General features: G+C 55.2%; 22 protein-coding genes and 1 pseudogene. 12 read left to right on the forward strand and 11 right to left on the reverse strand.

Translation table 11 applies throughout. The annotated features are described in order from the left end of the window. Positions 1-54 precede the first annotated feature (54 nt). Positions 55-1,152: a DNA replication/repair protein RecF gene (gene recF, locus ACR0K1_RS15205; RefSeq protein WP_480615237.1), complete on the forward strand. Its 1,098-nt coding sequence runs from the start codon at positions 55-57 to the stop codon at positions 1,150-1,152. Here recF and ACR0K1_RS15210 read toward each other — a convergent pair. Further along, positions 1,149-1,715, reverse strand: a complete 567-nt coding sequence (locus ACR0K1_RS15210; RefSeq protein ID WP_480615004.1) for a carboxymuconolactone decarboxylase family protein — start codon at positions 1,713-1,715, stop codon at positions 1,149-1,151. The two genes, recF and ACR0K1_RS15210, sit on opposite strands and share 4 nt — an antisense overlap. Positions 1,716-1,815: 100 nt before the next feature. Between ACR0K1_RS15210 and ACR0K1_RS15215 the strand changes: the two genes are divergently transcribed. Both ACR0K1_RS15215 and gyrB read left to right on the forward strand, forming a co-directional pair. Further along, positions 1,816-2,388, forward strand: a complete 573-nt coding sequence (locus tag ACR0K1_RS15215; protein ID WP_480615002.1) for a TetR/AcrR family transcriptional regulator — start codon at positions 1,816-1,818, stop codon at positions 2,386-2,388. 102 nt (positions 2,389-2,490) lie between these two features. Continuing rightward, entirely contained in the window at positions 2,491-4,908 is a 2,418-nt protein-coding gene (gene gyrB / locus ACR0K1_RS15220; protein ID WP_480851179.1) for a DNA topoisomerase (ATP-hydrolyzing) subunit B, read from the forward strand. 424 nt (positions 4,909-5,332) lie between these two features. Here the strand turns inward: gyrB and ACR0K1_RS15225 are convergent, their stop codons facing one another. After that, a complete protein-coding gene (locus ACR0K1_RS15225) occupies positions 5,333-6,094 on the reverse strand; it encodes a VOC family protein (protein ID WP_480851180.1) in 762 nt (253 codons plus the stop codon). Between the two features lie 316 nt (positions 6,095-6,410). Between ACR0K1_RS15225 and ACR0K1_RS15230 the strand changes: the two genes are divergently transcribed. Beyond that, the gene (locus ACR0K1_RS15230; RefSeq protein ID WP_480851181.1) at positions 6,411-7,025 is read left to right on the forward strand and encodes a LysE family translocator; all 615 of its coding nucleotides are present in this window, start codon (positions 6,411-6,413) and stop codon (positions 7,023-7,025) included. 225 nt (positions 7,026-7,250) lie between these two features. Here the strand turns inward: ACR0K1_RS15230 and ACR0K1_RS15235 are convergent. From ACR0K1_RS15235 to ACR0K1_RS15245, 3 genes and pseudogenes are all read right to left on the reverse strand, one after another. Then, a pseudogene (locus ACR0K1_RS15235) lies at positions 7,251-7,733 on the reverse strand (SDR family oxidoreductase); the annotation flags it as partial. A 76-nt stretch (positions 7,734-7,809) separates the two neighbouring features. Beyond that, a complete protein-coding gene (locus tag ACR0K1_RS15240; RefSeq protein ID WP_480851182.1) occupies positions 7,810-7,989 on the reverse strand; it encodes a hypothetical protein in 180 nt (59 codons plus the stop codon). Between the two features lie 317 nt (positions 7,990-8,306). Next, positions 8,307-9,203 carry a LysR family transcriptional regulator gene (locus tag ACR0K1_RS15245; protein ID WP_480851183.1) on the reverse strand — a complete coding sequence of 299 codons (897 nt, stop codon included), beginning with the start codon at positions 9,201-9,203 and terminating at the stop codon, positions 8,307-8,309. 93 nt (positions 9,204-9,296) lie between these two features. On the opposite strand from ACR0K1_RS15245, the gene ACR0K1_RS15250 reads away from it, so the two are divergent. After that, positions 9,297-10,034: an SDR family oxidoreductase gene (locus tag ACR0K1_RS15250; protein ID WP_480851184.1), complete on the forward strand. Its 738-nt coding sequence runs from the start codon at positions 9,297-9,299 to the stop codon at positions 10,032-10,034. Between the two features lie 122 nt (positions 10,035-10,156). Here ACR0K1_RS15250 and ACR0K1_RS15255 read toward each other — a convergent pair whose 3' ends face one another. After that, entirely contained in the window at positions 10,157-11,059 is a 903-nt protein-coding gene (locus tag ACR0K1_RS15255; protein ID WP_480851185.1) for an SDR family oxidoreductase, read from the reverse strand. Between the two features lie 184 nt (positions 11,060-11,243). Here ACR0K1_RS15255 and ACR0K1_RS15260 point away from each other — a divergent pair, with 184 nt between their 5' ends. Beyond that, positions 11,244-12,209, forward strand: a complete 966-nt coding sequence (locus ACR0K1_RS15260; protein ID WP_480851186.1) for an AraC family transcriptional regulator — start codon at positions 11,244-11,246, stop codon at positions 12,207-12,209. Here the strand turns inward: ACR0K1_RS15260 and ACR0K1_RS15265 are convergent. Beyond that, entirely contained in the window at positions 12,189-13,103 is a 915-nt protein-coding gene (locus ACR0K1_RS15265) for an AraC family transcriptional regulator (RefSeq protein ID WP_480851187.1), read from the reverse strand. The two genes, ACR0K1_RS15260 and ACR0K1_RS15265, sit on opposite strands and share 21 nt — an antisense overlap. 95 nt (positions 13,104-13,198) lie before the next feature. Here ACR0K1_RS15265 and ACR0K1_RS15270 point away from each other — a divergent pair, with 95 nt between their 5' ends. Continuing rightward, positions 13,199-13,948 (forward strand): SDR family oxidoreductase, encoded by a 750-nt coding sequence (locus tag ACR0K1_RS15270; protein ID WP_480851188.1) that lies wholly within the window; start codon positions 13,199-13,201, stop codon positions 13,946-13,948. Between the two features lie 77 nt (positions 13,949-14,025). Here ACR0K1_RS15270 and ACR0K1_RS15275 read toward each other — a convergent pair whose 3' ends face one another. Both ACR0K1_RS15275 and ACR0K1_RS15280 read right to left on the reverse strand, forming a co-directional pair. Beyond that, entirely contained in the window at positions 14,026-14,862 is an 837-nt protein-coding gene (locus ACR0K1_RS15275; RefSeq protein WP_480851189.1) for a methylenetetrahydrofolate reductase, read from the reverse strand. 51 nt (positions 14,863-14,913) lie between these two features. Further along, positions 14,914-15,303 (reverse strand): DUF983 domain-containing protein, encoded by a 390-nt coding sequence (locus ACR0K1_RS15280; RefSeq protein WP_170337086.1) that lies wholly within the window; start codon positions 15,301-15,303, stop codon positions 14,914-14,916. 120 nt (positions 15,304-15,423) lie between these two features. On the opposite strand from ACR0K1_RS15280, the gene ACR0K1_RS15285 reads away from it, so the two are divergent. Next, on the forward strand, positions 15,424-16,833 hold the full coding sequence (locus ACR0K1_RS15285) for an aminotransferase-like domain-containing protein (RefSeq protein WP_480851190.1): 1,410 nt from the start codon (positions 15,424-15,426) through the stop codon (positions 16,831-16,833). Between the two features lie 76 nt (positions 16,834-16,909). On the opposite strand, the gene ACR0K1_RS15290 is transcribed toward ACR0K1_RS15285, so the two are convergent. Continuing rightward, positions 16,910-17,521 carry a TetR/AcrR family transcriptional regulator gene (locus tag ACR0K1_RS15290; protein WP_480851191.1) on the reverse strand — a complete coding sequence of 204 codons (612 nt, stop codon included), beginning with the start codon at positions 17,519-17,521 and terminating at the stop codon, positions 16,910-16,912. 106 nt (positions 17,522-17,627) lie between these two features. Here ACR0K1_RS15290 and ACR0K1_RS15295 point away from each other — a divergent pair, with 106 nt between their 5' ends. The 4 genes from ACR0K1_RS15295 (at position 17,628) to ACR0K1_RS15310 (ending at position 20,907) form a co-directional block, all read left to right on the forward strand. Continuing rightward, a complete protein-coding gene (locus ACR0K1_RS15295) occupies positions 17,628-18,089 on the forward strand; it encodes a DMT family transporter (RefSeq protein ID WP_480851192.1) in 462 nt (153 codons plus the stop codon). 61 nt (positions 18,090-18,150) lie between these two features. Further along, a complete protein-coding gene (locus ACR0K1_RS15300; RefSeq protein WP_480851193.1) occupies positions 18,151-18,606 on the forward strand; it encodes a nuclear transport factor 2 family protein in 456 nt (151 codons plus the stop codon). Next, positions 18,599-19,477, forward strand: coding sequence for an ergot alkaloid biosynthesis protein (locus ACR0K1_RS15305; RefSeq protein ID WP_480851194.1), 879 nt, complete (start codon positions 18,599-18,601; stop codon positions 19,475-19,477). The genes ACR0K1_RS15300 and ACR0K1_RS15305 overlap by 8 nt, the downstream gene beginning before the upstream one ends. A gap of 194 nt (positions 19,478-19,671) precedes the next feature. Further along, entirely contained in the window at positions 19,672-20,907 is a 1,236-nt protein-coding gene (locus tag ACR0K1_RS15310) for an adenylate/guanylate cyclase domain-containing protein (protein WP_480851195.1), read from the forward strand. Between the two features lie 89 nt (positions 20,908-20,996). Here ACR0K1_RS15310 and ACR0K1_RS15315 read toward each other — a convergent pair whose 3' ends face one another. Beyond that, entirely contained in the window at positions 20,997-21,836 is an 840-nt protein-coding gene (locus ACR0K1_RS15315; protein WP_480851196.1) for an SDR family NAD(P)-dependent oxidoreductase, read from the reverse strand. Between the last annotated feature and the right edge of the window lie 57 nt (positions 21,837-21,893).

Consider the following 21,893-nt stretch of genomic DNA (forward strand, 5'->3'; position numbering starts at 1 on the left):
CTGGCGCGCGATGCCTCCGGCGGGAGTATTTTTGAAAAGATGAAGGGAGGGGTCATGGGATTGGCCCTGACCGAGCTTACGGTCTCGCATTTTCGGTCTCATAAGCTGGCGCGGTTGTCGTTGGACGGGCGGCCGGTGGCGATTCACGGGCCGAACGGGGCCGGGAAGACCAATATTCTGGAAGCGGTGTCGTTGTTTTCGCCGGGGCGCGGGATGCGGCGGGCCAGCGCGGCCGAGATGACCCGGCGGCCCGAGGCGTTGGGGTGGAAGCTGTCCGGCCTGTTGCGGACGCAGGGGCAGCGGTATGAGGTCGAGACCTGGTCCGAAGGCGGCGCGGCGCGGCAGGTTCGGATTGATGAGAAAGCCGCCAGTCAGATCGATCTGGGCAAGCTGGCGCGGGTGGTCTGGCTGATCCCGTCGATGGATCGGCTTTGGATCGAAGGGGCCGAGGGGCGGCGGCGGTTTCTGGACCGGATCGCGCTGAGTTTTGATCCGTCGCATGCCGAAGCCTCGCTGACTTATGAAAAGGCGATGCGGGAACGGAACCGTTTGCTGAAAGAGCAGGTGCGGGATGCCCATTGGTATGCGGCGTTGGAGGGGCAGATGGCCGAGACGGGCCATCGTATTCATGCTGCCCGGCTGGCGGCGCTGGGGCATCTGCGGGTCGCGCAGGATCAGGCGGAAACAGCGTTTCCCTCGGCTGATCTGGAACTGGTGCAGACCGAGGGCGCGATGCCCGAAACCGCGCAGGACTTGCGCGAGGCGTTGGACGAAAGCCGGTTTCGCGATCTGGCCGCAGGACGGACCTTGGTGGGGCCGCATCGTTCGGATCTGTACGGGGTCTTTGCCGCCAAGGGCGTGCCGGCCAAGGATTGCTCGACGGGTGAGCAGAAGGCGTTGCTGGTGTCTCTGATCCTGTCGAACGCGCGCGCGTTGGCCGGGATGGTGGGGGCACCGCCGATTGTCTTGCTGGACGAGGTGGCCGCGCATCTGGATGCGGAGCGGCGCGCGGCGCTGTATGACGAGATTTGCGCGCTGGGGGCTCAGGCCTGGATGACGGGCACCGGGCCTGAGTTGTTTGCCGAATTGGGAGACCGGGCCCAGACGCTGACTGTCACCGAAGGCGATGAGGGCTCGGTCGTGACGGCTTAGGCCGGTTCGCTGATTTTGCGTTCCCACAGGAAGCCGCGCATGACCTCGTCAACCGGGGTCTGGGCCATGTGGTTGACGTAGTTCGACATGGTTTTCTGCGCAAGACCCAGAACCACGTCCAGAACCGCGCGGTGGGAATAGCCGGCGTCGAAGAAGGCTTGCAGTTGTTCTTCATTCGGGTTTCCGCGGCTTTGCATCACTTGCAGAGTGAACGTGCGAAGCGTTTCCAGTTTTGCAGTCGGCAGCGGCGTTTCGTTGCGCAGCGCTTCGGTGATCTCGTCCGAGACCTTCATCATCTTGGCGATGCCGGTATGGGCGGGCACGCAGTAATGGCATTCGTTTTCCACGTTGATCGTCTGCCAGACCACGGTTTTCTCGTCATTGTCGAAATCGGTCTGCAGGAACAAGCCGTGCAGGACCTGATAGCCCTCAAGATGCTGCGGGCTTTCCGCCATCACCTTGTGCAGGCCGGGCAGACGGCCAAAAGCGGCCTGTGACTTTTCCAGCAGCGGTTTCGACCCTTCCGGGGCGGTTTCGAGGTCATGAGAGGGGAAGTTTGCCATGTCAAAGCTCCTGTTTCTGGCGCGATGAGTCGTATTTAGGCTTTTTTGAGCGATCACTCAAGTATATATTTGAGCGAACGTTCAAGAATTGGTGAAGCCGATGCCCCGCAAGCCTTCATATGACCGCGACGCGCTGATTGCGCAGGCAAGGGATCTGTTCTGGCGGCAGGGCTGGGCCGGAACCTCACTGAAAGATCTTGAGCGCGAGTTGAACCTGAAACCCGGCAGTTTCTATGCGGCCTTCGGGTCCAAGGATGCGCTTTATGCGCTGACGCTGCAGCGATACGCGCAGGATGGCGTTGCCCGTCTGATGGCGATGGCGGATGAAATGGGGCCGTTGAGGGCGCTCAAGGCGCAGCCGCATGTGGTGATCGACGAAGGCGAGATGCCCGCGCGGGCCTGTATGCTGGCCAAGACCTATGCCGAACTGCAGGCCAAAGGGCACGAATTGGCCGACAGGGCCGGGTGCCATATGGCCGAGATGAAGGACTGTTTCGCGACGCTGTTTCGCCGCGCGCAGGAGGCTGGCGAAATCGGACCCGACCACGACCCGGACCGTCTGGCCGCGCGCTATCAGTCCGACATTCTGGGCCTGCGATTGTCGGCAGAGCGAAGCGATGTGAACGCGGCGGAAATTGCCGCTGATATCGCGGCGGATCTGGATCGGCTTTGATCTGTGCCAACCCTCAGATTCCGGCACAAAATGTTGGGGGATCGCGTGACAATCCCCACCAGAAAACGTATAAGTTACCAAAATAATATAGGTACTGACTGAATGTCCGAAGACGCACAGGCACCCCAGGAATACGGCGCGGATTCCATCAAGGTTCTCAAAGGTTTAGAAGCGGTTCGCAAACGCCCCGGGATGTATATCGGCGATACCGATGATGGCTCGGGTCTGCACCATATGGTGTACGAGGTTGTGGACAACGGAATTGATGAGGCACTGGCCGGTCATGCGGACCATGTGACCGTCAAAATCCATGCGGATTCCAGCGTTTCGGTCAGCGATAACGGGCGCGGAATTCCGGTGGATATTCACCCTGAAGAGGGGGTTTCAGCGGCCGAGGTCATCATGACCCAGCTGCATGCGGGCGGTAAGTTCGACAGCAACTCGTACAAGGTGTCGGGCGGTCTGCACGGTGTGGGTGTCTCGGTGGTGAACGCGCTGTCGGACTGGCTGGAGCTGCGCGTCTGGCGCAACGGCAAGGAACATGTGGCGCGTTTTGAGGGGGGCGAGACGGCGGAACACCTGAAGGTGGTTCAGGACTGCGTCGACCGCACCGGGACCGAGGTGCGGTTTCTGGCCTCGACCGATACGTTCTCGAACCTCGAATACTCGTTTGAGACGCTGGAAAAGCGTCTGCGCGAGCTGGCCTTCCTGAACTCGGGCGTGCGCATCATTCTGATCGACGAACGCCCCGCCGAACGGCTGGAGACCGAGCTGTTCTATGAGGGCGGCGTCAAGGAATTTGTCAAATATCTGGACCGGTCGAAAACTCCGGCGATGCCCGAACCGATCTATATCAAGGGTGAGCGGGACGATATTGGCGTCGAAATCGCGATGTGGTGGAATGACAGCTACCATGAGACGGTTCTGCCCTTTACCAACAACATCCCTCAGCGCGATGGCGGGACGCACGTGGCTGGCTTCCGGGGCGCGCTGACCCGGACGATCAACAATTACGCCCAGTCCAGCGGGATTGCGAAGAAGGAAAAGGTCAGCTTTACCGGCGATGACGCGCGCGAAGGTCTGACCTGTGTGCTGTCGGTCAAGGTGCCCGATCCGAAATTCTCGTCGCAGACCAAGGACAAGCTGGTCAGTTCCGAGGTGCGTCCGGCAGTCGAAGGTCTGATGAACGAAAAACTGGCCGAATGGTTCGAGGAAAACCCGAACGAGGCCAAGACCATCGTCGGCAAGATCATCGAGGCCGCTCTGGCCCGCGAGGCTGCCCGCAAGGCGCGCGAACTGACCCGCCGCAAGACGGCGATGGATGTGAACTATCTGGCCGGGAAGTTGAAGGATTGTTCCGAGAAAGACCCCTCGAAGACCGAAGTGTTTCTGGTCGAGGGGGACTCGGCAGGTGGATCGGCCCAAACAGGTCGCGATCGTCTGACACAGGCCGTTCTTCCCCTGCGGGGAAAGATTCTGAACGTCGAACGCGCGCGGTTTGACCGGATGCTGTCGTCTCAGGAAATCGGCAATCTGGTGATGGCCTTGGGCACCGGCATTGGCCGGGACGAGTTCAACATCGAGAAGCTGCGCTACCACAAGATCGTCATCATGACCGACGCCGACGTGGACGGTGCGCATATCCGGACGCTGCTGCTGACCTTCTTCTACCGGCAGATGCCGGAGCTGATTGAGGGCGGGTTTCTCTATATCGCGCAACCGCCGCTTTACAAGGTTTCGCGCGGCAAATCAGAGGTTTATCTGAAAGACCAGGCGGCGCTGGACGACTATCTGATCAATCAGGGCGTCGAAGGCGCGGTGCTGAAACTGGGGTCTGGCGAGGAAATCATCGGTCAGGACCTGACCCGGGTGGTTGATGAGGCGCGCCAGCTGAAACGCGTGCTGGATGCCTTCCCGACCCACTACCCGCGCCACATTCTGGAACAGGCCGCCGTGGCGGGCGCATTCGTGCCCGGTGCCGTGGATGCCGACCTGCAGGGCGTCGCCGACAAGGTTGCCGCTCGTCTGGACCTGATCGCGCTGGAATACGAACGCGGCTGGCAGGGCAGGATCACCCAGGATCACGGCATCCGACTGGCCCGCATCCTGCGCGGTGTCGAAGAGGTGCGTACCCTCGACGGTCCTATGCTGCGCTCGGGCGAGGCGCGCAAGACCGGATCGTTCACGCAAAGCCTGCAAGAGGTCTATAACACCCCCGCCACCCTGATCCGCCGGGACCGGTCACAGGTCATCCACGGCCCGCTGGACCTGCTGCGCGCGATACTGGAAGAGGGCGAAAAGGGCCTTTCGCTGCAGCGCTACAAGGGCTTGGGCGAAATGAACCCCGATCAGCTTTGGGAAACCACCCTGGACCCGGATGCGCGCACGCTGCTGCAGGTGCGCGTGGACGACATGGTCGAGGCCGACGATCTGTTCACCAAGCTCATGGGCGACGTGGTGGAACCCCGCCGCGAGTTCATCCAACAGAACGCGCTGAGTGTGGAAAACCTGGATTTCTAGCGGCTGTAGGGGCGCCCATAGTTTTGCATTTCGCCTAAAGATTTGCATCTTTGGCCCAAAGCCTTGGGCGCAATAGCCACCCACTGATTTTCGAATTCAAAGCTAATTTCGCACAGTGCAAATTTTGGTTGGCCCAATGCTATGGTCGTGGCCCCCGTGAAGCTTGAGGACTGCTGCTTCCAGCCCGAAGCAGCCATTCAAATCCGAGCCTTGCAATTCAAGGTTAGCGGACTTTGCAAACACGCGCCCCCAATGCCCATGTCATTACGGCGCCCTGTTGACGAGGTTCTCTGATCCTGACGAAGGGTCGAGGGGAAATGAGCGGCACTTCCTGCCGACCAATCAAATTGTCGAAGCAGAAAAACGAACAAGTGTTGATGAGCCGAAATGCGTTCAGGCGGGTCATCCTCGGGTTGGACCCAAATCAGTCCTGTGACTGTACAAGAAAGAATAGCGCACCATTCGGATCGTAAAAGACCCGACAGCGTGAGCGATCCGGATCATTCGTGTCGATCTTGGCCAGTTTTCCACCCAATCGTTCCACGTCATGACAGGCGGCGGTGACATCTTCAACTCTGATACTTGGAATCCAGCGAGCAACTTCTTGTTCCTGAGGCAGTCCGTGCAACTGCTCGGCAATTTCATCGCCGGACAGTAGCGAAATGGTGGTTGTTCGTTGTAGTTCGCTGTCGTACCCGGAAACCCATCCGAACAACTCCGAATAGAATTCACCAGGGAAATCTGCGGAACTCGATAGATACCCGTCTATTCCAAATTGCCGCTCCTGCACCGGATAGGAGTGTCTGGACAGGCAGATACCGACCAATGCTCCTAAAGGGTCCCTCAAAAGACAGTTGCGACCAACGCCCGGCACTTCGAATGGCGGTCTCACAACGGTTCCACCGAGTCTCTCAACTGCTGACGCGGATTGGTCCACATCCTCGACCTCCACATAGGCAATCCATCCGTCGTCGTAGTGTTGCGGTGTCTCGGCAATGCCTGCGCCAACCTCTCCGTGTGCTAAGGCGAGCACAAAGTCCTTCTCACCGCCGCCCCAGGCAAAATCCATCGCGTGCTCGGTCAAAAAGCTCCAGGAGGCAAGGTCTCGATAGAAGTCCATCGAGCGTGATCGGTCGCCTGTGAAGAGATCATGCCAAACGAATCTGCCGACCTTGTTACATGTCATGGCGGTGAGCTCCTATGATCCCCGCAATTTATACAATACTGGCCCGCGGTCGAATTGACCCAAGTCAACAGCCATGATCGCGTGTTTCTGAATCCCATGCCACCAATCCCATGCTACCAATGGTGAGCCGCCATGCACGGCGGCTTGGCTTTCTGTCGGATTTGACCCCCAACAGACCTTTGCCGCTTTTTGTGTTTTATGTTGCTCGCGACTCAATCCAATCCTTAAAATCCGTGCTCTTTTGGTTCCAGCTTTTCGGGATCAAGCTGGCTTTTGGACAACGACTGCTTAAGCTGTTCTCAAAAAGGAATGTTCGATGGAGCCGAGTCTGATATTCGCACTGGTTGGAGCTACCGTTCTCCTCGTTGCAATTCCTGGGCCGAACGTAGCGTTGATTGTTGCAAATACATTGGCTTACGGATTTCGCTTCGGCGCAACTACGGTGTTTGGCACAACTATTGGCGTGGCTTTGCAACTTTTAGTCGTCGTCCTGGGTCTGGCCGCGCTCCTCGAATTTGCAGCCTACGCTTTTCTTTGGCTGAAATGGATCGGAGTGGCTTATCTGGTCTATCTCGGCGTGACCACATGGCGTAAGGGCATCGTGGACATCGAAAAACAAAGCGCCAGCAGTGAGCCGCTGACAGCACTCTTCTGGCAGGGTCTCCTACTCGCCACGATCAATCCAAAGACCTTAATATTCAACGCGGCATTCCTGCCTCAGTTTGTGGCTATCGGATCAGGTTCTTCTGCTTTGCTTTTTGCCGCCGTGATCTATGTAGCCATCATCATGCTCGGTGATCTTGTGTGGGCCGCTTCTGCGCAGATGGCGCGACCCGCAATAGTTAAACTCGGACGATGGCGTCACAGGCTAACTGGTGTTCTTTTTGTTGGGTCGGGTATCGGTCTCGCTTTGGCCCGTGTTGATCGGTAAACGAATCTTTGGAACAGAAGTCAGTTGCTTTGCCTTGTCTAGAGATTGGCACGGGTTCAGAGGTGTCATTCTCTGCTTCGCTGGTCAGCGCTTGTTGGTGATCCGAACCGGACACTGGTCTAGCTGCCAGCATGCCTATCCGTCGCAGCAATACCAAAGCCCACCTGCGCCTCCGTGCTAAAAAAGTCCAGATTACCGCTCGATTGCGCTAACTCCTTCCTGCCTTCACTCGTCAGGAATGGCCACAGACCCTGCAAGGATACCTCCATCAATGTTAAGCTCAGCTCCGGTCATGTAAGGGGCTTCGTCGGATGCAAGCATAACAGCCAGTGCAGCTACTTCTGACGCTTCTCCAAATCGCCGCATCGGAGTATCAGCAACGATTGCTGCTTCTCGTTTTGCGCGGTCTGCACCTTCGCCTAACAGTGGCTCCCACATTGGCGTCATGATTGCCGCCGGATGGATAGAATTGCAGCGGATGGCAAGACCCTGACTTGCACAATACAGTGCGACCGATTTCGTGTGATTTCGGATAGCAGCCTTTGAAGCGGCATATGCTGCCGCCATAGGCACACCTATGATGCCAGAGCGTGAAGAGATATTGATGATAGATCCGGTTTTCGCTGGGCGCATGGCGCGAATAGCGTAACGGCATCCGAGAAACGTCCCGTCACTGTTGGTCGCATGAACCGCTCGCCAGTCTGAAAGTGTTGCGTTCTCGGGATCATGTGCAGGAGGTTGTAATGATCAAGTCGGCCATCACCACGACGTCATAAAACGTATCTCAACAAGTCCAAACGGTGAACCACAGATCGTCACCACCAATTTCGATCTTTTGTTCGAACTGGGTGGTGATTTTCCGACTTTTGCGGCTCCTGCTTTCCCTGATCTTGCGTTTGGAGGTGCTGTTGAAGGTATAACCTACCTGCACGGGCGGCTTGCAGACAAAGACGCAGATCAACATTCTTACGTCCTGAGCAGTGCGGACTTCGGTCGAGCATATCAATCAAAGCAGGTTGTCTTGGTTGCAAATGACTGATGATCTCGACGCGTTTGAAGGCACATTGCTGCACACCCCCAACGACCCAGACGGATATCAGTAAATCGGGAAGCCACCCAATTTACCATCTGGCGGCTTTGTTCGCATAGCAGTTGCTCACACCGAGTGCAGCGACTGTCTACTTCGGAGTCCACTTTGACCGATGCTGCGCGATACCCCAATTACAGCAATGCGCAGAAAGCTGACTTTGCAAAGTCGAGCGGACGGCCCTAGACATTTGGTCAAAGTGCGGCCTTGTCGAAAATACGAACGACCCAATCGAGGAAAACCCGGACGCGCGGGGAGAGCTGTCTGTTTTGTGGATAATAAGCAGCCAGCGGTGTGGGCGATGGTGGAGATTCCGGTAAAACCTCTACAAGGCGCTCATCTCTCAAGTCTTCCAGAAAACGATATTTCGGAGCTTGTCCGATCCCGAACCCGTCTCGGATCAGATGATGCACTGTGTCTGCGTCATTTGCTGTAACCAGCGCTGGCAACGAAACTTCCTTAACCTTGTCTCCGATCTTGAACTCTAACGGCAATGCGCCGCCGGTGCGCGAAGACAGGAAGCCGACCATCTGATGGCCTTTCAGATCTTCTACCGACGTGGGAGTGCCAAACTTGGCCAGATACTCTGGACTCGCACAGGTGATTTCGGAGAGATCGGTCAAGTGCCGCGTGATCATTCCACTATCATCAGAAATACCGGCACGGATGACGCAATCAACGCCCTCGCGCACCAGATCCACAAGGCGCTCTGTCTGACCGAGTTGAAGGGTGATCTTGGGGTATTTTGCGAGAAAGTCAGTCAGGTGAGGTAGAAGAAAGACCCGTGTCAGAGTTCCGGGAGCGTCAATGCGCAGAAGACCTGACGGTTCGTTCCCGCGCAATGCGCCTTCAGCTTCCTCCAGATCAGCCAAAATGGACGCGCATCTATGGTAATATGCCTGCCCATCTGGCGTTGGAGCCACGTGTCGTGTCGTGCGATCTACCAGCCGACTACCAAGGTCACGCTCCAGTCTTTGGATGGCTTCGCTTGCAGTGGACCGGGGAATGTTCAGATCCGCTGCGGCCTTTGTAAAACTCCCGCGTTCCAGCACCCGAACAAACAGTCGCATGGTTTCAAGTCTGTCGATCATTGTTCGCTTTTATCGAATTGTCATTCCAATACCAGACACATTATCTGGATTATTTCTCTGTCTATCTTCGCTTCAAACAGAAAGGGGATAGACATGGTACACGCACAACGAACCGCAATTGTAACCGGCGCCAGCAAAGGGATTGGTGCAGCCATCGCACTCCGCCTGGCTCAGGATGGCCACGCAATCATTGCCAATTATGCAAGTGATGAGGCCGGAGCGAACGAGATTGTAGACGCTATCAAAAAAGCTGGCGGCCAAGCAATCGCAGTCCAGGGTGACATTTCTGATCCATCCTGCATGCCAAGATTATTCGATGCGGCTGAACAGGGTTTCGGCTCTGTCGATGTTCTGGTTAACAACGCGGGTATTATGCACCTGAGTGCAGTTGCATCTACATCTGATGACGACTTCGAGGCTCACTGCGCCATCAACATTGGTGGTGTGTTTCGCGGCATGCGCGAGGCTGCCAACCGCATGAACAAAGGTGGCGCGATTGTCAGCCTGTCTTCCAGTGTTGTCGGGCTCTATCAGCCGACCTACGGGGTCTATGCGGCAACAAAAGCTGCGGTGGAAGCGATGACCCATGTGCTGGCCAAAGAACTGGGCTCACGTGACATCACCGTGAATACCGTCGCGCCGGGGCCGGTTGGGACCGACTTGTTCATCAATGGAAAGCCCGAAGCATTGATTGAAAACATCAAGAAGATGAACCCGTTTGGCCGGCTCGGAACGCCCGAAGACATCGCTGCTGCTGTTTCGCTTCTGACCGGGCCTGATGGTCGCTGGATTAGTGGTCAAACACTGCGGGCCAATGGTGGTATCGTCTAAGGCACCCCCTCTGGAAGCTATGCATTTCTGACCCGGTTGCGAAATTGAGAATGATAGCTTCCAGAATTACGTTCCGACAGACACCCAAGCTGACATCTCATGCCTATCTACTCTTTTCCTCCTTAGTCTTTCGATGAGCAGTAGAGTCCAGCATCAATGTCCGCAATGAGACTTGGCTCTGCTGGAGACCAGTTCAGAACCTCTTGGGTCCATGTGCTGGATGCCGGACTGTCTGAAGCAGCCATGAAACTGAACCAGTCAAAATAGGCTTGCGCATCGTCACCGGTTTTGGACGAGACTGGCAGCCCCAGATTGCGACCCAGGGCTTCGGCGATATCCTTGAAAGGCACGCCTTCTTCGGCAACGCCGTGGTAGTGAACACCGCCTTCGTTGCGCTCCAAAGCACGCCGGTAAAGACGTGCTGCATCCAGGCGATGGACGGCACACCAGCGGTTTTGTCCTTCATCAATGTAAGCGCCTTCGCCATTTTGCGTTGCGATGTCTGCCAGCATCCGGACAAAGCCATGATCACCCGCGCCATGTACAGAGGGGGCGAGGCGCACAGCAGCAATCTTCACACCTTTTTGCGCCATTTCCGCGCCAGCGTGTTCCGTCGCTACGCGGGGGTTTACCATGTCGCCCGTCGGAGCAAGGTCTGTTTCGTTGGACTCAACACCTGGCGTCAGTATCGCTGTGCCGGATGTCGCAAGGAACAGCCGGTCAGAGCCTGCCAACTCGCTTCCGATTGCACGGATCACTTCGGCATCGTGAGCACAGTTTTCTGCAAATTTCGAGAAGTCGTGGTTGAAACCAAGGTGGATCACAGCGTCCGCCTGAGCTGCGCCTGCGCGCAGGCTGTCGAGATCCTCAAGGTCTCCGTGATGTGCCTCAGCACCGACTTTTTTCAAGGTCTCGGCTGAGGATGCTGAACGAGCCAACCCGATGACCGAGTGGTCGTGATCCAATAGTTCGCGGACGACGGCAGACCCGACATAGCCGGTGGCTCCGGTTACAAAAACGCGCATTGATATCTCCTATGACGTGTTGAAACCTGCGCAGCGGTTCAGGTTTTTCGTCATAAAAAGTACAGGCAAAACTGGCGTTATCAATAAGTGAACATCTCGATAATCTTCGCAATCGTCCCAATCTCTTGGATATACGGCTTCTAGCTGATAGAGTTTTGACGCAAACCCAATCGGCAGAGATCACGTGGACCCTCTTTCTGACATCCTCTCCATCCTGAAACCTCAGAGCCATCTGGCAGGTCGTCTCGACCTTGGGCATCCCTCTGCGATTGGCTTTCCCGATCAGGCGGGTGCTCTGAAATGCAACGCCATGATTTCTGGTGATGCCTGGGTGTCTGTTGAGGGCCGCAAAGAATCCGTTCTGGTTAGGGAAGGCGACTTTTTTATCCTACCGACGGGTCGTCCTTTTGCGATCAAGACCGATCCTTCTCTTGAAGCCGAACCCGTAGAGCAGCTTCTGACAGCGCCACTTTCAATGGAGCCAGCGGTTATCAACGGCGGCGGGGGCACAATGATTGCAAGCTGCCGCTTTACCGTGTCTCAAGCTCACGCATTCAGACTCATTTCGATGCTGCCGTCGATTATGGTTATTCCGGCGCAAGAAGAGATCGCCGCCCATCTGGTTCACTCAGTTGGATTGATCCTGGAAGAGCTGGCCGATGATCGTCCAGGTAGTGCCTTGGTTGCTCATCACCTCTCGCACGTGGTCCTGATCCAGACCCTGCGTCATCATCATGCGGAGAAGGATACCCAACTGAGTTGGCTTAAGGCGCTCGCAGACACGCGCTTAGCTTTGGCGCTGACTGCAATGCACAGTGATCCCGGCAAGAAATGGACGCTGAACGAATTGGCTGAAGTTGCAAGTATGTCGAGATCAGTCTTTGCGAGGCGTTTCCAAGAAGCCGCGGGACAAAGTCCCATGGAATACCTTGCTGTTCTTCGAATGATCAAAGCGAGCGATCAGCTCCTGTCATCCCGATGCACCATCGCGACCGTCGCTGATGCCTTCGGATATAAGTCCGAAAACGCATTCAACACAGCTTTCAAAAGGGTCATGGGTCGCCCACCTCGTCAGTTTGTGAATGAGCGTTCCAAAGGTGGTTCAGACCCTGTTTTGACCGCCGAGGACTTATCCCGAAGCTTCCAGTAGATTTGCCTTTGAGTAGCGCGCGGGCGGGCATCCTACATAGCGGGAAAATGCAGTGCTGAAGGCACTGGACGACCCATAGCCTGTCTGGGCAGAGATTTCGGCAATACTGAGATCGCCTGCCCGGAGCATGTGTTTTGCCAATGTCATCCGCCAGTTCTGCAAATAGCTCATTGGGGGCATTCCCATGACGCCTTCGAACCGTGTGAAGAACGCAGATCGGGAAAGTCCAGCTTCGGTTGCAAGAGCTTGAACAGTCCAACTGTGAGCCGGGGCCGCGTGCATGGCTCGCAAACTGGGCCCAACCCGAATGTCTGCCAACCCATGCAAAAGGCCAGCAGTCGGGGCCGGGTCCGCGCCAGAGCGGAAGGCTTCGATCAGTAGGACTTGCAATAGGTTCTCGACGATCACATCTCGCGCCGGCCTGTTTGCGCGAGCCTCGTCGCGAACAAGCCCTGTAAGCGCAGCCAACCGACCCTCACAGCGGACAAAGATCAGATCAGGCAGTAGAGAGATCAATAGATCAGCGTCCGGGCTGGCAAAGGTGCAGTGTCCCACGAGCTGTTGAACTTCTGGATCCGCGTCAGATGCCCCAAGCCGGAAAATACCGTCTTCACCCTCCACCGGGTGGTTGACCAAATCAGCGGGTGGCGGAGGGTCCATGCTTGAAAAGGTGAAGGACTTAACCGCAGGTATCAGTACAAAATCACCCGCATTCAATACCAACGGTTCTTTTCCTTCGACCTCCAGGCGTGCACGTCCGGTTAGAAGTGAGCAGTAGAAGGCCTCGTTTACATCCTCGCGATGCACCCGAAATGGTCCCGATGCATGCACCAGTTTGGAATAGGACGCTTTGGGTTGAAGGAGGGTGATGATTTCAGAGAATGGATCTGCCATTTTGGACCATTGATAAAAAGAAAAGGACTATTGATTATATATAATACTGACGACGTCATCTACTTTCAAGGCATCAACGAATAGGAGATAACGTCATGAAGACCGTATTGATCACAGGATGTTCTTCGGGATTTGGACTGGAGACTTCGCGCTTCTTCCTCGAACAGGGCTGGTCGGTAATCGCGACAATGCGCAAGCCAGATGAAACACTATTGCCGGTATCAGATCGTTTGGCGATCCTGCCATTGGATATCTCGGATAGTGAGAGTATCGCAAAGGCTGTGGAAGCTGCTGGCCCCATCGACGCTTTGGTGAACAACGCAGGCGTCGGCTGGCTTTCCCCATTTGAGGGCACATCAGAGGATAACCTGCGCCGGATTTTTGAGACCAACACGTTCGGCACCATGGAAATGGTCCGTGCGATGCTGCCGCAAATGCGCGCCACGGGGTCAGGGGTGATCGTGAATGTCTCTTCCAGTGTCACACTTAAACCGCTGCCGCTGGCTTCGGTCTACACGGCAAGTAAAGCTGCGGTGAACGCCTTCACCGAATGCCTTGCCCTCGAACTGGCTCCGCTGGGTATCCGGACCCATATCGTTCTACCAGGTCAGGCCCCAACGACGAATTTTGGCAAGAACGCAATGGCAATGATGTCAGAATCCAATGACACGCCTGAAAACTACAAGCCGTTCGTCGAGCAAACCATGGCTGCCTTCATGAACACCGAAGGGAAGGAGTTCACCTTCTCCGAGGATGTCGTTCAGGCAATCTGGAGGGCCGTCACCGACAGCACATGTCCACATCGGATCCCCGCTGGAAAGGACTCAGTCGCTCTGGCGGCTTGACACCTTCAACAATCAGAAAAAGCCCTCTCGAATAACCAGCATGGCCGACCTCAATGGCTGGCCTTTTTTACCTCAAGCTAGCATTTTTCTCGAAGCGTCCCGTGTTTGGTCTGCTTAATCGCAGCAAGCCACTCAACGACAACCTTCGCGCCACCAAAAGGATAAAGGTGAACCGCAACATCAGCTAAATTGCGTCGTTGCAGCCCTTGTTCGATCAAGCAGACCAAACGGGAGAAATCAACGTTCCCGTCCACGGTGTCACTCACGTTGTTCAACCCACGAGCCGAAACCCCAAATTTGCGTGCAAACCTGAGCAGGAGATCCTTTTTGGTCGGCCCAGGTATTCCAATTTGGATCGGCTGGCCAACACCCGCGTTTCGAAGCTGGCTTATCCAGTTGAGAATTCTGTTGGGATCAAAGGCAAGTTGAGTGGTTATGCTCACCCTGCACCCGCAGGACTCCAGAAGTTTTACCTTTTCTCCTAGTAAGGCCACATCCGAACGATAACCTATGGCAGCGTTTCCCTCAGGAAAACCCGGCAAGGTGACCCTCTTGATCGCGTACTTTTCAATCCACTCGGTTCGAAGGAGATCCATCGTGTTGTTGAATGGCCCCGACGCACTTGATGGGTCACCACCAACGACCATGACTTGTCCTTGTGCGCCCGCAAACTGGAGTTTTTCGGTCAGGTCAAACAAGTGTTTCTTTGATTTAAGGCGACGAGCTGCAAATATCGGCACCGGCAATAGTCCGGCGTCGTCGATCCGGCGCACCGTTCGCAGCCTGTCGTAATCATCCTCATCATTCAGCCAGGCCACATTGACAGGGGTTCTCGCAGGAATAAGGGGTGCGGCTGTTGTGAGATCCGCAATCGTCTTTCCTGTCGCCTCAAGTGAATAGAAATTCAAATCCATCAAGGAAACCATCCTCTGAAAGGGCTGTGAATTCATTGGGAGGGCGGTTGGCTAGAACCCGTGCATTCGTTTGGCCCATTGGTATCCAACAATCAGACCCTTCATGACCGGCAGCAGTGCCAAGGCACCGACTACTGCGATGACCGACATGCTCAATGCCAAGACCCAAGGTTCTGGCCTCCATGTCACCCATGCGATGTGCAATGCGAACCCCATAAGGTGGCCTACGATCAGGATCGTAAGATAAGCCGGACCATCATCAGCCCGCTGGTGGCTCAGATCCAAACCGCAACTCGAGCACTCATCGTTCACTTTGATGTAGCTATGCAGCAGTTTTCCTTCCCCGCACTTGGGGCACCTGAGGCGCATCCCATTCATGATCGCGGGTTTGATGGGGCGCTCTTCGCTGTCGTCGTGGGCGTCAATTGCAAGTTCGGACATCTTTGATCTCCTTCGGTTGCGCCTCAGATAGTTCATCTTCAGACGCAATGCAATCAATAACCAATCAATATGATGACACATGCGACAATATGTTGAAATTCGCCTGCAATAAGGATAAGCGTGACAGGCACAATCTTATATATTGAATGGAATGATGCCTTGAAGTCATGGACGCCGAATCTGCGCGACAACGGGAAACCACTCTATGTCCAGATCGCGGAAGCGATCAGACATGATATAGAGACAGGAGTGCTTGATGCAGGTGACAGGCTTCCGCCTCAACGCAGCGTCGCAAAGCTTGTTGGCTTGGATTTCACAACTGTCTCTCGCGGGTACTCTGAGGCCGCGAAACGAGGGTATATCGACACCTTTGTCGGCCGGGGCTCGTTTATCCGGAAACCAGAAGAAACTTCAGAGAAAGCAGACCCACGCCGCGCGCTTGAAGAAGATCCGAACATGAACATGCCCCCGGAGCCAGATGATCCGGCTCTGGTGGCCCGTATGGAACAGGGCCTCACACATGTTGCTGCGAACCTCGTTCCTCTGCTTCGCTACCAATCCATTATCGGGAGCCGGCAAGACCGGGAGACCGCAGCACGCTGGATGAACATCAACGGTATCGACGTTACAGCAGACCAATTGGCAATCACGCCTGGCGCACATGCCAGTTTGCTGTCGATCCTGACATTGCTCGCCAAGCCCGGAGACACCGTGATCTGTGAGCGCGTGACGTATCCCGGTATTCGCGCCATAGGCGCTCAACTTGGCATCCGGCTTATTGGCGTGAGATCAGACGACAGCGGTATTCTTCCTGATGATCTGGATGCCGCTATCCAAGAGCACGCGCCTTCTGCTCTTTATCTGAACCCGACGCTGCAAAATCCCCTGACGCTTACAATTCCGATGGAGCGACGTCAGCAGATCGCGTCCGTTTTGGGCAAGTACGGTTTGCCTTTGATTGAAGATGACGCTTGTCGGTTTGTGTCGTCGGATGCTCCACCGCCTATCTCACAGCAGATTCCCGAATTGGGGTGGTACATCGCGGGTCTTTCGAAATGTCTGGGCGCTGGTTTGAGGCTTGCGCTTACGGTGGTTCCGTCTGGGCTGTCGAAAACCCACTTCACGCGGGCCTTGCAGGCATCGAATGTCATGGCGTCACCAATCACAACAGCTTTGATGGCGCGATGGATCGAGGATGGTACAGCCGCGGCAGTGCAAAAGTTTGTCCGCAAGGAGGCGAACCGCAGACAGAACTTGGCGGCCAAGATCATGCAGGACCAAGACTTCGTCGACTGCAACGAAGCATTCAATATCTGGCTCAAGCTGCCCGAAGGGTCGAGCAGAGCTGATGTGATGAGTCACATGGCCAATCGTCAAATCGGGATCATGCCGAGCAATGCGTTTACGGTGACAGGAGAGCCCGATGAAGCGGTTAGGGTTTGCCTTGGTGGCCCAATTTCATTCAGCCAGCTGACTGAAGATCTCGAAGCGTTGAATTATGCGATTACCCATAAAAATTGGGTTCCCTAGTCTGTTAGGCGGTGACGAATATCTGAAGCGACCTTCGCCTCAGTTCTTCAATTTGCTTTATGATTACTGTTTATTTTTATGCGCTTAGTACCAGATTGGTAAATCGTTGAATGTCTGCTGATCTGACAGGTCGATGCTGAACGATGACGTGCCAGTAGAGCGGTGCGATAAACATATCCAGGATCATTTGCCGATCTGTGTCTTTTGTCAGCTCGCCACGCTCAATGGCTCTGTCCAACATAATCATTGCTTGGGCCCGGCGATCCCGCGTCACACTCTCCAGCAATTCTGCCAATTCATCAGAACGAGCGTGCTCAGCATGTAGGTCCGGCAGAATCCGCCTCACAAGCGGATGGCGCAGAGTTGCAGCCATTCTGCGCATAAGCCTGGCAACGTCCTTCTCAAAAGATCCCGTGTCCGGAATTGGAGTGATATTCGTGGCAGCTGATTTCACCGCTTCGGTCACCAGTTCAAACTTGGATTTGCTCCTTCGATAGAGCGCCGCCTTTCCGACACCTGCGCGAGCCGCAATACGCTCCATGCGTAGAGCCGAGTAACCCGTTTCCGCCCATTCCTCAAACAAGGCGCGTTGGATTGCTTTCGTCACCGTGTCTTGCAAAACGGCAGCCCCGGCCGGCTTCCGACGCGGCCGATCAGAATATTTTACGTCGGAACTATTGCGTTCCATCGTAATTCTCCCTTATATAGGACGAAACGGTATCGTTCCGCTGTACTTTGAGGCAAACTTGTCGATACCGCAACCCGTTTTTGGCGGCTGATGAAAGGACGCAAAGATGGATCCGAAAATCGCACTTTTGTGGTTTGCGCCTCTGCTTTGCGGGGCCTTGATACCCATCCATGCCGGAATGAACTCCGAGCTCAGCCGCGCTGCCGGCCACCCACTCTGGGCAACTTTGTTGTCGTTTGGAATTTCATTCGTTTGCCTGGTGGTCGGCATCGCATGGCTTCGACCGACATTGCCAAGCTTATCATCACTGTACGCGGCTCCTCCTTGGGCATGGGTAGGAGGTGTGATCGGTGTTATTTACGTGATGGCGACCATGGTACTGATCCCACGCTTTGGGGCCGCCGCATTTATTGCCACAGTCGTTGCTGGACAAATGACGATGGCACTCATCCTGGACCAGAACGGGCTTCTTGGGAACGCTCCTCGACCAGCCGACTTCTATCGCATCACTGGTGCTGTGCTGTCGATTGCAGGTGTTCTGATCATGCAGTTTGGAAGAGCGACATAAGCCAAGTCATCACTCACAGAACAACCCTCCCGTTAAGGGAACAACAAGAGGTAAAGAAATCATGTCTGACACGAATAACATACCCAGCTTTGGCGCGATGCTGCGCGGTGCCCTCGGAAATGCAATCATCGCAGAAGCAGGCGAGAACTTCCTGGACATGTGTGACGAAGGCATCGTGTTCGAGTTCCCGTTTGCTCCAGAAGGCTCTGTGCGAGAACTCCGCGGCCGAGACACGATGGCAGCCTATCTGCCAACGGCAGGCGGCCTAATCAGCTTTGAATCCATGAGCCCGGCAGTCACCCATGTTGCCAAAGACGGTGAAACCTATGTGTTGGAATTCTCCTGCAAAGGTAAAGGCGAGGCCGGGCGCTACGATCAGAACTACATCTCGGTCATCGAGGTCCAAAACGGACGTATCACGCGCTATCGCGACTACTGGAACCCACAGGTTCTGCTGAATGCTGTCGGCGGCGTCGAAGTTCTTAAGTCCAAGCTGGGAGAGTTTATCGATGACTAATTCCATCCTTGTCACCGGCGGCACCGGCAAGACTGGCAGCCGCGTCGTCAAACAGCTACATGCAAAAGGGCTGGCCCCCCGCGTGGGAACACGCAGTCCTCGAAACAAAGATGAATTACGGTTCGATTGGAGCGATCCGCCTACGTTCACTGATGCTTTCGAAGGCGTCAGAGCGGTCTACCTCGTAGCACCCACAGACACAGTGGATTCACTGGGAGCAATGCAGCCTGGTCTTGAGGCGGCACTTGCCGCGGGCGTCCAGCGCTTCGTGCTACTCAGTGCCTCTTCTTTGGAAGAAGGCGGACCCATGATGGGCGCAGTCCACGCTTGGTTGCGCTCCAACGCTCCGGAATGGACCGTGCTGCGTCCAACCTGGTTCATGCAGAACTTCTCAGAGCTTCATCACCGAGATCCCATTCGCGATGAATCCGCCATCTACACAGCAACAGGGGACGGCCGAGTTGGCTTTATCGATGCTGGCGATATAGCAGCCTGTGCAACGACGCTGCTGGTCACTCCGTCAGTCAAAAACACTGACTACTTACTCACTGGCCCGGAAGCGATTTCTTATGATGCCGTTGCCGAAACACTGAGCAATCAATTGGGGTGGAAGATCACCCATCATCGCCTAACCGTCGATGAACTGGCAGAGCGTCATCAAAGCCTCGGATTGCGGGAAGAATACGCTAGAACGCTGGCGGCAATGGACGGTGTAATTGCTGGCGGGTCAGAGGATCGCGTCACTAACAGTGTGCTGAATCTGACCGGATCACGACCAACCTCTATCGATCAGTTCGTTCAGCAAAACACGGAAGCATGGACGCAGAGAAAAGATATCAACGTGCGAGTGGCTGAGACAGTGAATATGTGAGATGCGTGTATCCTTAGCTGACCTTCGTGTTGGCTTCGGGGACGGTAGCAATGTTGCGCATGTCGAAGATTGCTAAGCTCGGCGATGAATGTCCGGTTTGGGCTGCGAGCGCAGTCGGAGAATTGAATTTGAGGTGTCCTTGAAGTGAATTAGACTGAGAACTAACTGTTCAGAATGCTCATAAAGAGGACATCATGGCAGCTCCTTTAGTCCAAAACTGGGAACTGACCGCCGCCATCCAGGACATAGCAGATTGGCTGGTTCAACAGGGCTTAGAGAATGCGCCGGTGGAGATCTGGCTCGAAGCATTCTGCAAGCGTCTTGTTTCGGCGGGAATTCCACTTCAAAGAGCAAACATCACTGTGCGCGCACATCATCCCGAGATTGGGACAGTCGCTTTCCGCTGGCACAGGCACGGAGAAAATGAGCGAAAAGAGTTTATTCGAAGAACGGATGCACCTGAAGAATACGTTCTGAGCCCGATTTACTATCTTTTGGTAAACAACGTTGAAGAGATTAGACAAGACCTGACGGTCGACGACCCGGAGCTTAATTTTCCTTTGTTTGACGAACTTCGCGAGCGCGGTGCCACAGACTACTTCGCTGTCAAACGGTTCTTCCTTCTTCCAGATAATGCTACACCCGTTGATCCAATGCAGGCCGAGGAAGGCGCCATTATTTCATTGGCAACCGACGCGAGCGGGGGCTTCACAAGCCAGCAACTTGACGGTCTGCGTCAACTAATATCTCCACTTTGCCTGACGCTGAAATGTGGGGCAAACAGGCTGATGGCTGAAGACATAACCGCCGCTTATTTGGGAAAAGACGCCAGTAGGCGCGTTCTTTCCGGGGACATCACCCGAGGTTCATCCGAAACCATTTCAGCCGTGATTTGGTACTTTGATCTACAAGGATTTACCAAATTATCAGAGGCGCTTCCGGGACATTCAATAATAGAATTGCTCAACGATTACTTCGCGGAAGCTGTTGACGTAGTTGAACGCCATGGCGGTAATGTTCTGAAGTTCATGGGAGATGGAATGCTCGCCATCTTCGATATCAATCAAGTTCCGGACGCGCGCAGCGTCGCAATTCACGCGGCAGCGGAGTTGCGAGATACCTTTGACGAACTCAACCAACAACGACAAGCGGATGGTTTGCCAACGACCGGTTTCACTCTTGCGCTGCACGCCGGCGATGTTCTTTATGGCAACATTGGCGGTAGGTCTCGCTTGGATTTCACAGTGGTCGGCCCAGCAGTCAATACAACGTCCCGTATTCTTGGCATGTGCAACGCGCTCGATCAGAACATTGTCGTTTCCGACAAGGTGGCTGGCGACTTAGTAAACTCCATTCCAAGCCTTGTTTCCCTGGGGCAATACAGATTGCGCGGTGTTGCTGAAAGACAGGAGCTGTTTACGATAGATTAAACGCAAATCGAAAGGCGCCGCCTAACACGTATGGCAGCCGGACAGTCTTCAATCTTTAGCTTGTACTGAGTGGTGGACTTTTACGATGATCAGTCAGCCTTCGCCACAAACGCCTCGAAAGCCTCCTTATAGTCTGGATGCCATCGGCTTAATGGGGGCCGATTTTCGATGACGTCTCCCACGCTCCAGGCAATGCGTTTCTCATCGATATCACGTGAGACATCATTGTCGGGGCAGAGGATGTAAAAGTCCCCGCGGTTCACGCTGTCGACAAAGAAGTCGACCGTCTGCTCTGCGGTCCAAGCGGAGGCAGGTTTTTCAGGCAGGGAGATCATACTAGTATAAACAAAGCCAGGCACAAGGAGATGCGCTGTGATCTGATGGCCGGGGCCGTTTCTCAACTCATGTGATAGTGCCTCAGTGAATGCTTTCAGAGCCGCCTTTGAGACGTTGTAAGCAGGGTTGCCCGGTGGTGTGGTTATGCCTTGCTTGGACCCTGTATTGATTATTGCACCTGGTCTGTTTCGCGCGATCATATTTGGCGCGAATACCTGAGTGCCATGGATCGGACCCCAAAGGTTCACGCCCAGCATCTTATCCCAAGCCGTGGCGTCCCCAATGGTCGATGATTTGCCGCCGACACCAGCGTTGTTCATTAAGATGTCTGCCCCGCCGTAGCGGTCTGCTACCATCCGTTCCAACGCCTCTAGTTGCGCGCGATCACTGACATCTGTCTCAGACGTCATCACATCGGCCGCACCGGCGGCAGACACCATGTTTGCCGCGGCAGCCAGTTTCTCGGTGTCTTGATCAACAATAACAATGCGCATGCCCATCTGAGCGAACTTCACTGCTGCGGCGAGGCCAATGCCGGAAGCACCCCCAGTGATCACGGCCACAGAGTCTGAGGTAAATGCGGGGTGTGTCATCGGCTAGGCTCCTCCTATGCTCGTGTTGGATCGACAGGCCCGGAAAACCCCAGACCT

It is taken from the genome of Ruegeria sp. F5 (assembly GCF_056533845.1).

Excerpts from the sequence above, each read along its gene's own strand:
- recF (WP_480615237.1), top strand. The coding sequence starts at position 55 with ATGGGATTGGCCCTGACCGAGCTTACGGTCTCGCATTTTCGGTCTCAT.
- ACR0K1_RS15295 (WP_480851192.1), top strand. The coding sequence starts at position 17,628 with ATGGATCCGAAAATCGCACTTTTGTGGTTTGCGCCTCTGCTTTGCGGG.
- ACR0K1_RS15245 (WP_480851183.1), bottom strand. The coding sequence starts at position 9,203 with ATGATCGACAGACTTGAAACCATGCGACTGTTTGTTCGGGTGCTGGAA.
- ACR0K1_RS15250 (WP_480851184.1), top strand. The coding sequence starts at position 9,297 with ATGGTACACGCACAACGAACCGCAATTGTAACCGGCGCCAGCAAAGGG.
- ACR0K1_RS15265 (WP_480851187.1), bottom strand. The coding sequence starts at position 13,103 with ATGGCAGATCCATTCTCTGAAATCATCACCCTCCTTCAACCCAAAGCG.
- ACR0K1_RS15280 (WP_170337086.1), bottom strand. The coding sequence starts at position 15,303 with ATGTCCGAACTTGCAATTGACGCCCACGACGACAGCGAAGAGCGCCCC.
- ACR0K1_RS15225 (WP_480851180.1), bottom strand. The coding sequence starts at position 6,094 with ATGACATGTAACAAGGTCGGCAGATTCGTTTGGCATGATCTCTTCACA.
- ACR0K1_RS15240 (WP_480851182.1), bottom strand. The coding sequence starts at position 7,989 with ATGTTGATCTGCGTCTTTGTCTGCAAGCCGCCCGTGCAGGTAGGTTAT.
- ACR0K1_RS15310 (WP_480851195.1), top strand. The coding sequence starts at position 19,672 with ATGGCAGCTCCTTTAGTCCAAAACTGGGAACTGACCGCCGCCATCCAG.
- ACR0K1_RS15215 (WP_480615002.1), top strand. The coding sequence starts at position 1,816 with ATGCCCCGCAAGCCTTCATATGACCGCGACGCGCTGATTGCGCAGGCA.
- ACR0K1_RS15290 (WP_480851191.1), bottom strand. The coding sequence starts at position 17,521 with ATGGAACGCAATAGTTCCGACGTAAAATATTCTGATCGGCCGCGTCGG.
- ACR0K1_RS15315 (WP_480851196.1), bottom strand. The coding sequence starts at position 21,836 with ATGACACACCCCGCATTTACCTCAGACTCTGTGGCCGTGATCACTGGG.
- ACR0K1_RS15275 (WP_480851189.1), bottom strand. The coding sequence starts at position 14,862 with ATGGATTTGAATTTCTATTCACTTGAGGCGACAGGAAAGACGATTGCG.
- ACR0K1_RS15300 (WP_480851193.1), top strand. The coding sequence starts at position 18,151 with ATGTCTGACACGAATAACATACCCAGCTTTGGCGCGATGCTGCGCGGT.
- ACR0K1_RS15255 (WP_480851185.1), bottom strand. The coding sequence starts at position 11,059 with ATGCGCGTTTTTGTAACCGGAGCCACCGGCTATGTCGGGTCTGCCGTC.
- ACR0K1_RS15210 (WP_480615004.1), bottom strand. The coding sequence starts at position 1,715 with ATGGCAAACTTCCCCTCTCATGACCTCGAAACCGCCCCGGAAGGGTCG.
- ACR0K1_RS15230 (WP_480851181.1), top strand. The coding sequence starts at position 6,411 with ATGGAGCCGAGTCTGATATTCGCACTGGTTGGAGCTACCGTTCTCCTC.
- ACR0K1_RS15270 (WP_480851188.1), top strand. The coding sequence starts at position 13,199 with ATGAAGACCGTATTGATCACAGGATGTTCTTCGGGATTTGGACTGGAG.
- gyrB (WP_480851179.1), top strand. The coding sequence starts at position 2,491 with ATGTCCGAAGACGCACAGGCACCCCAGGAATACGGCGCGGATTCCATC.
- ACR0K1_RS15305 (WP_480851194.1), top strand. The coding sequence starts at position 18,599 with ATGACTAATTCCATCCTTGTCACCGGCGGCACCGGCAAGACTGGCAGC.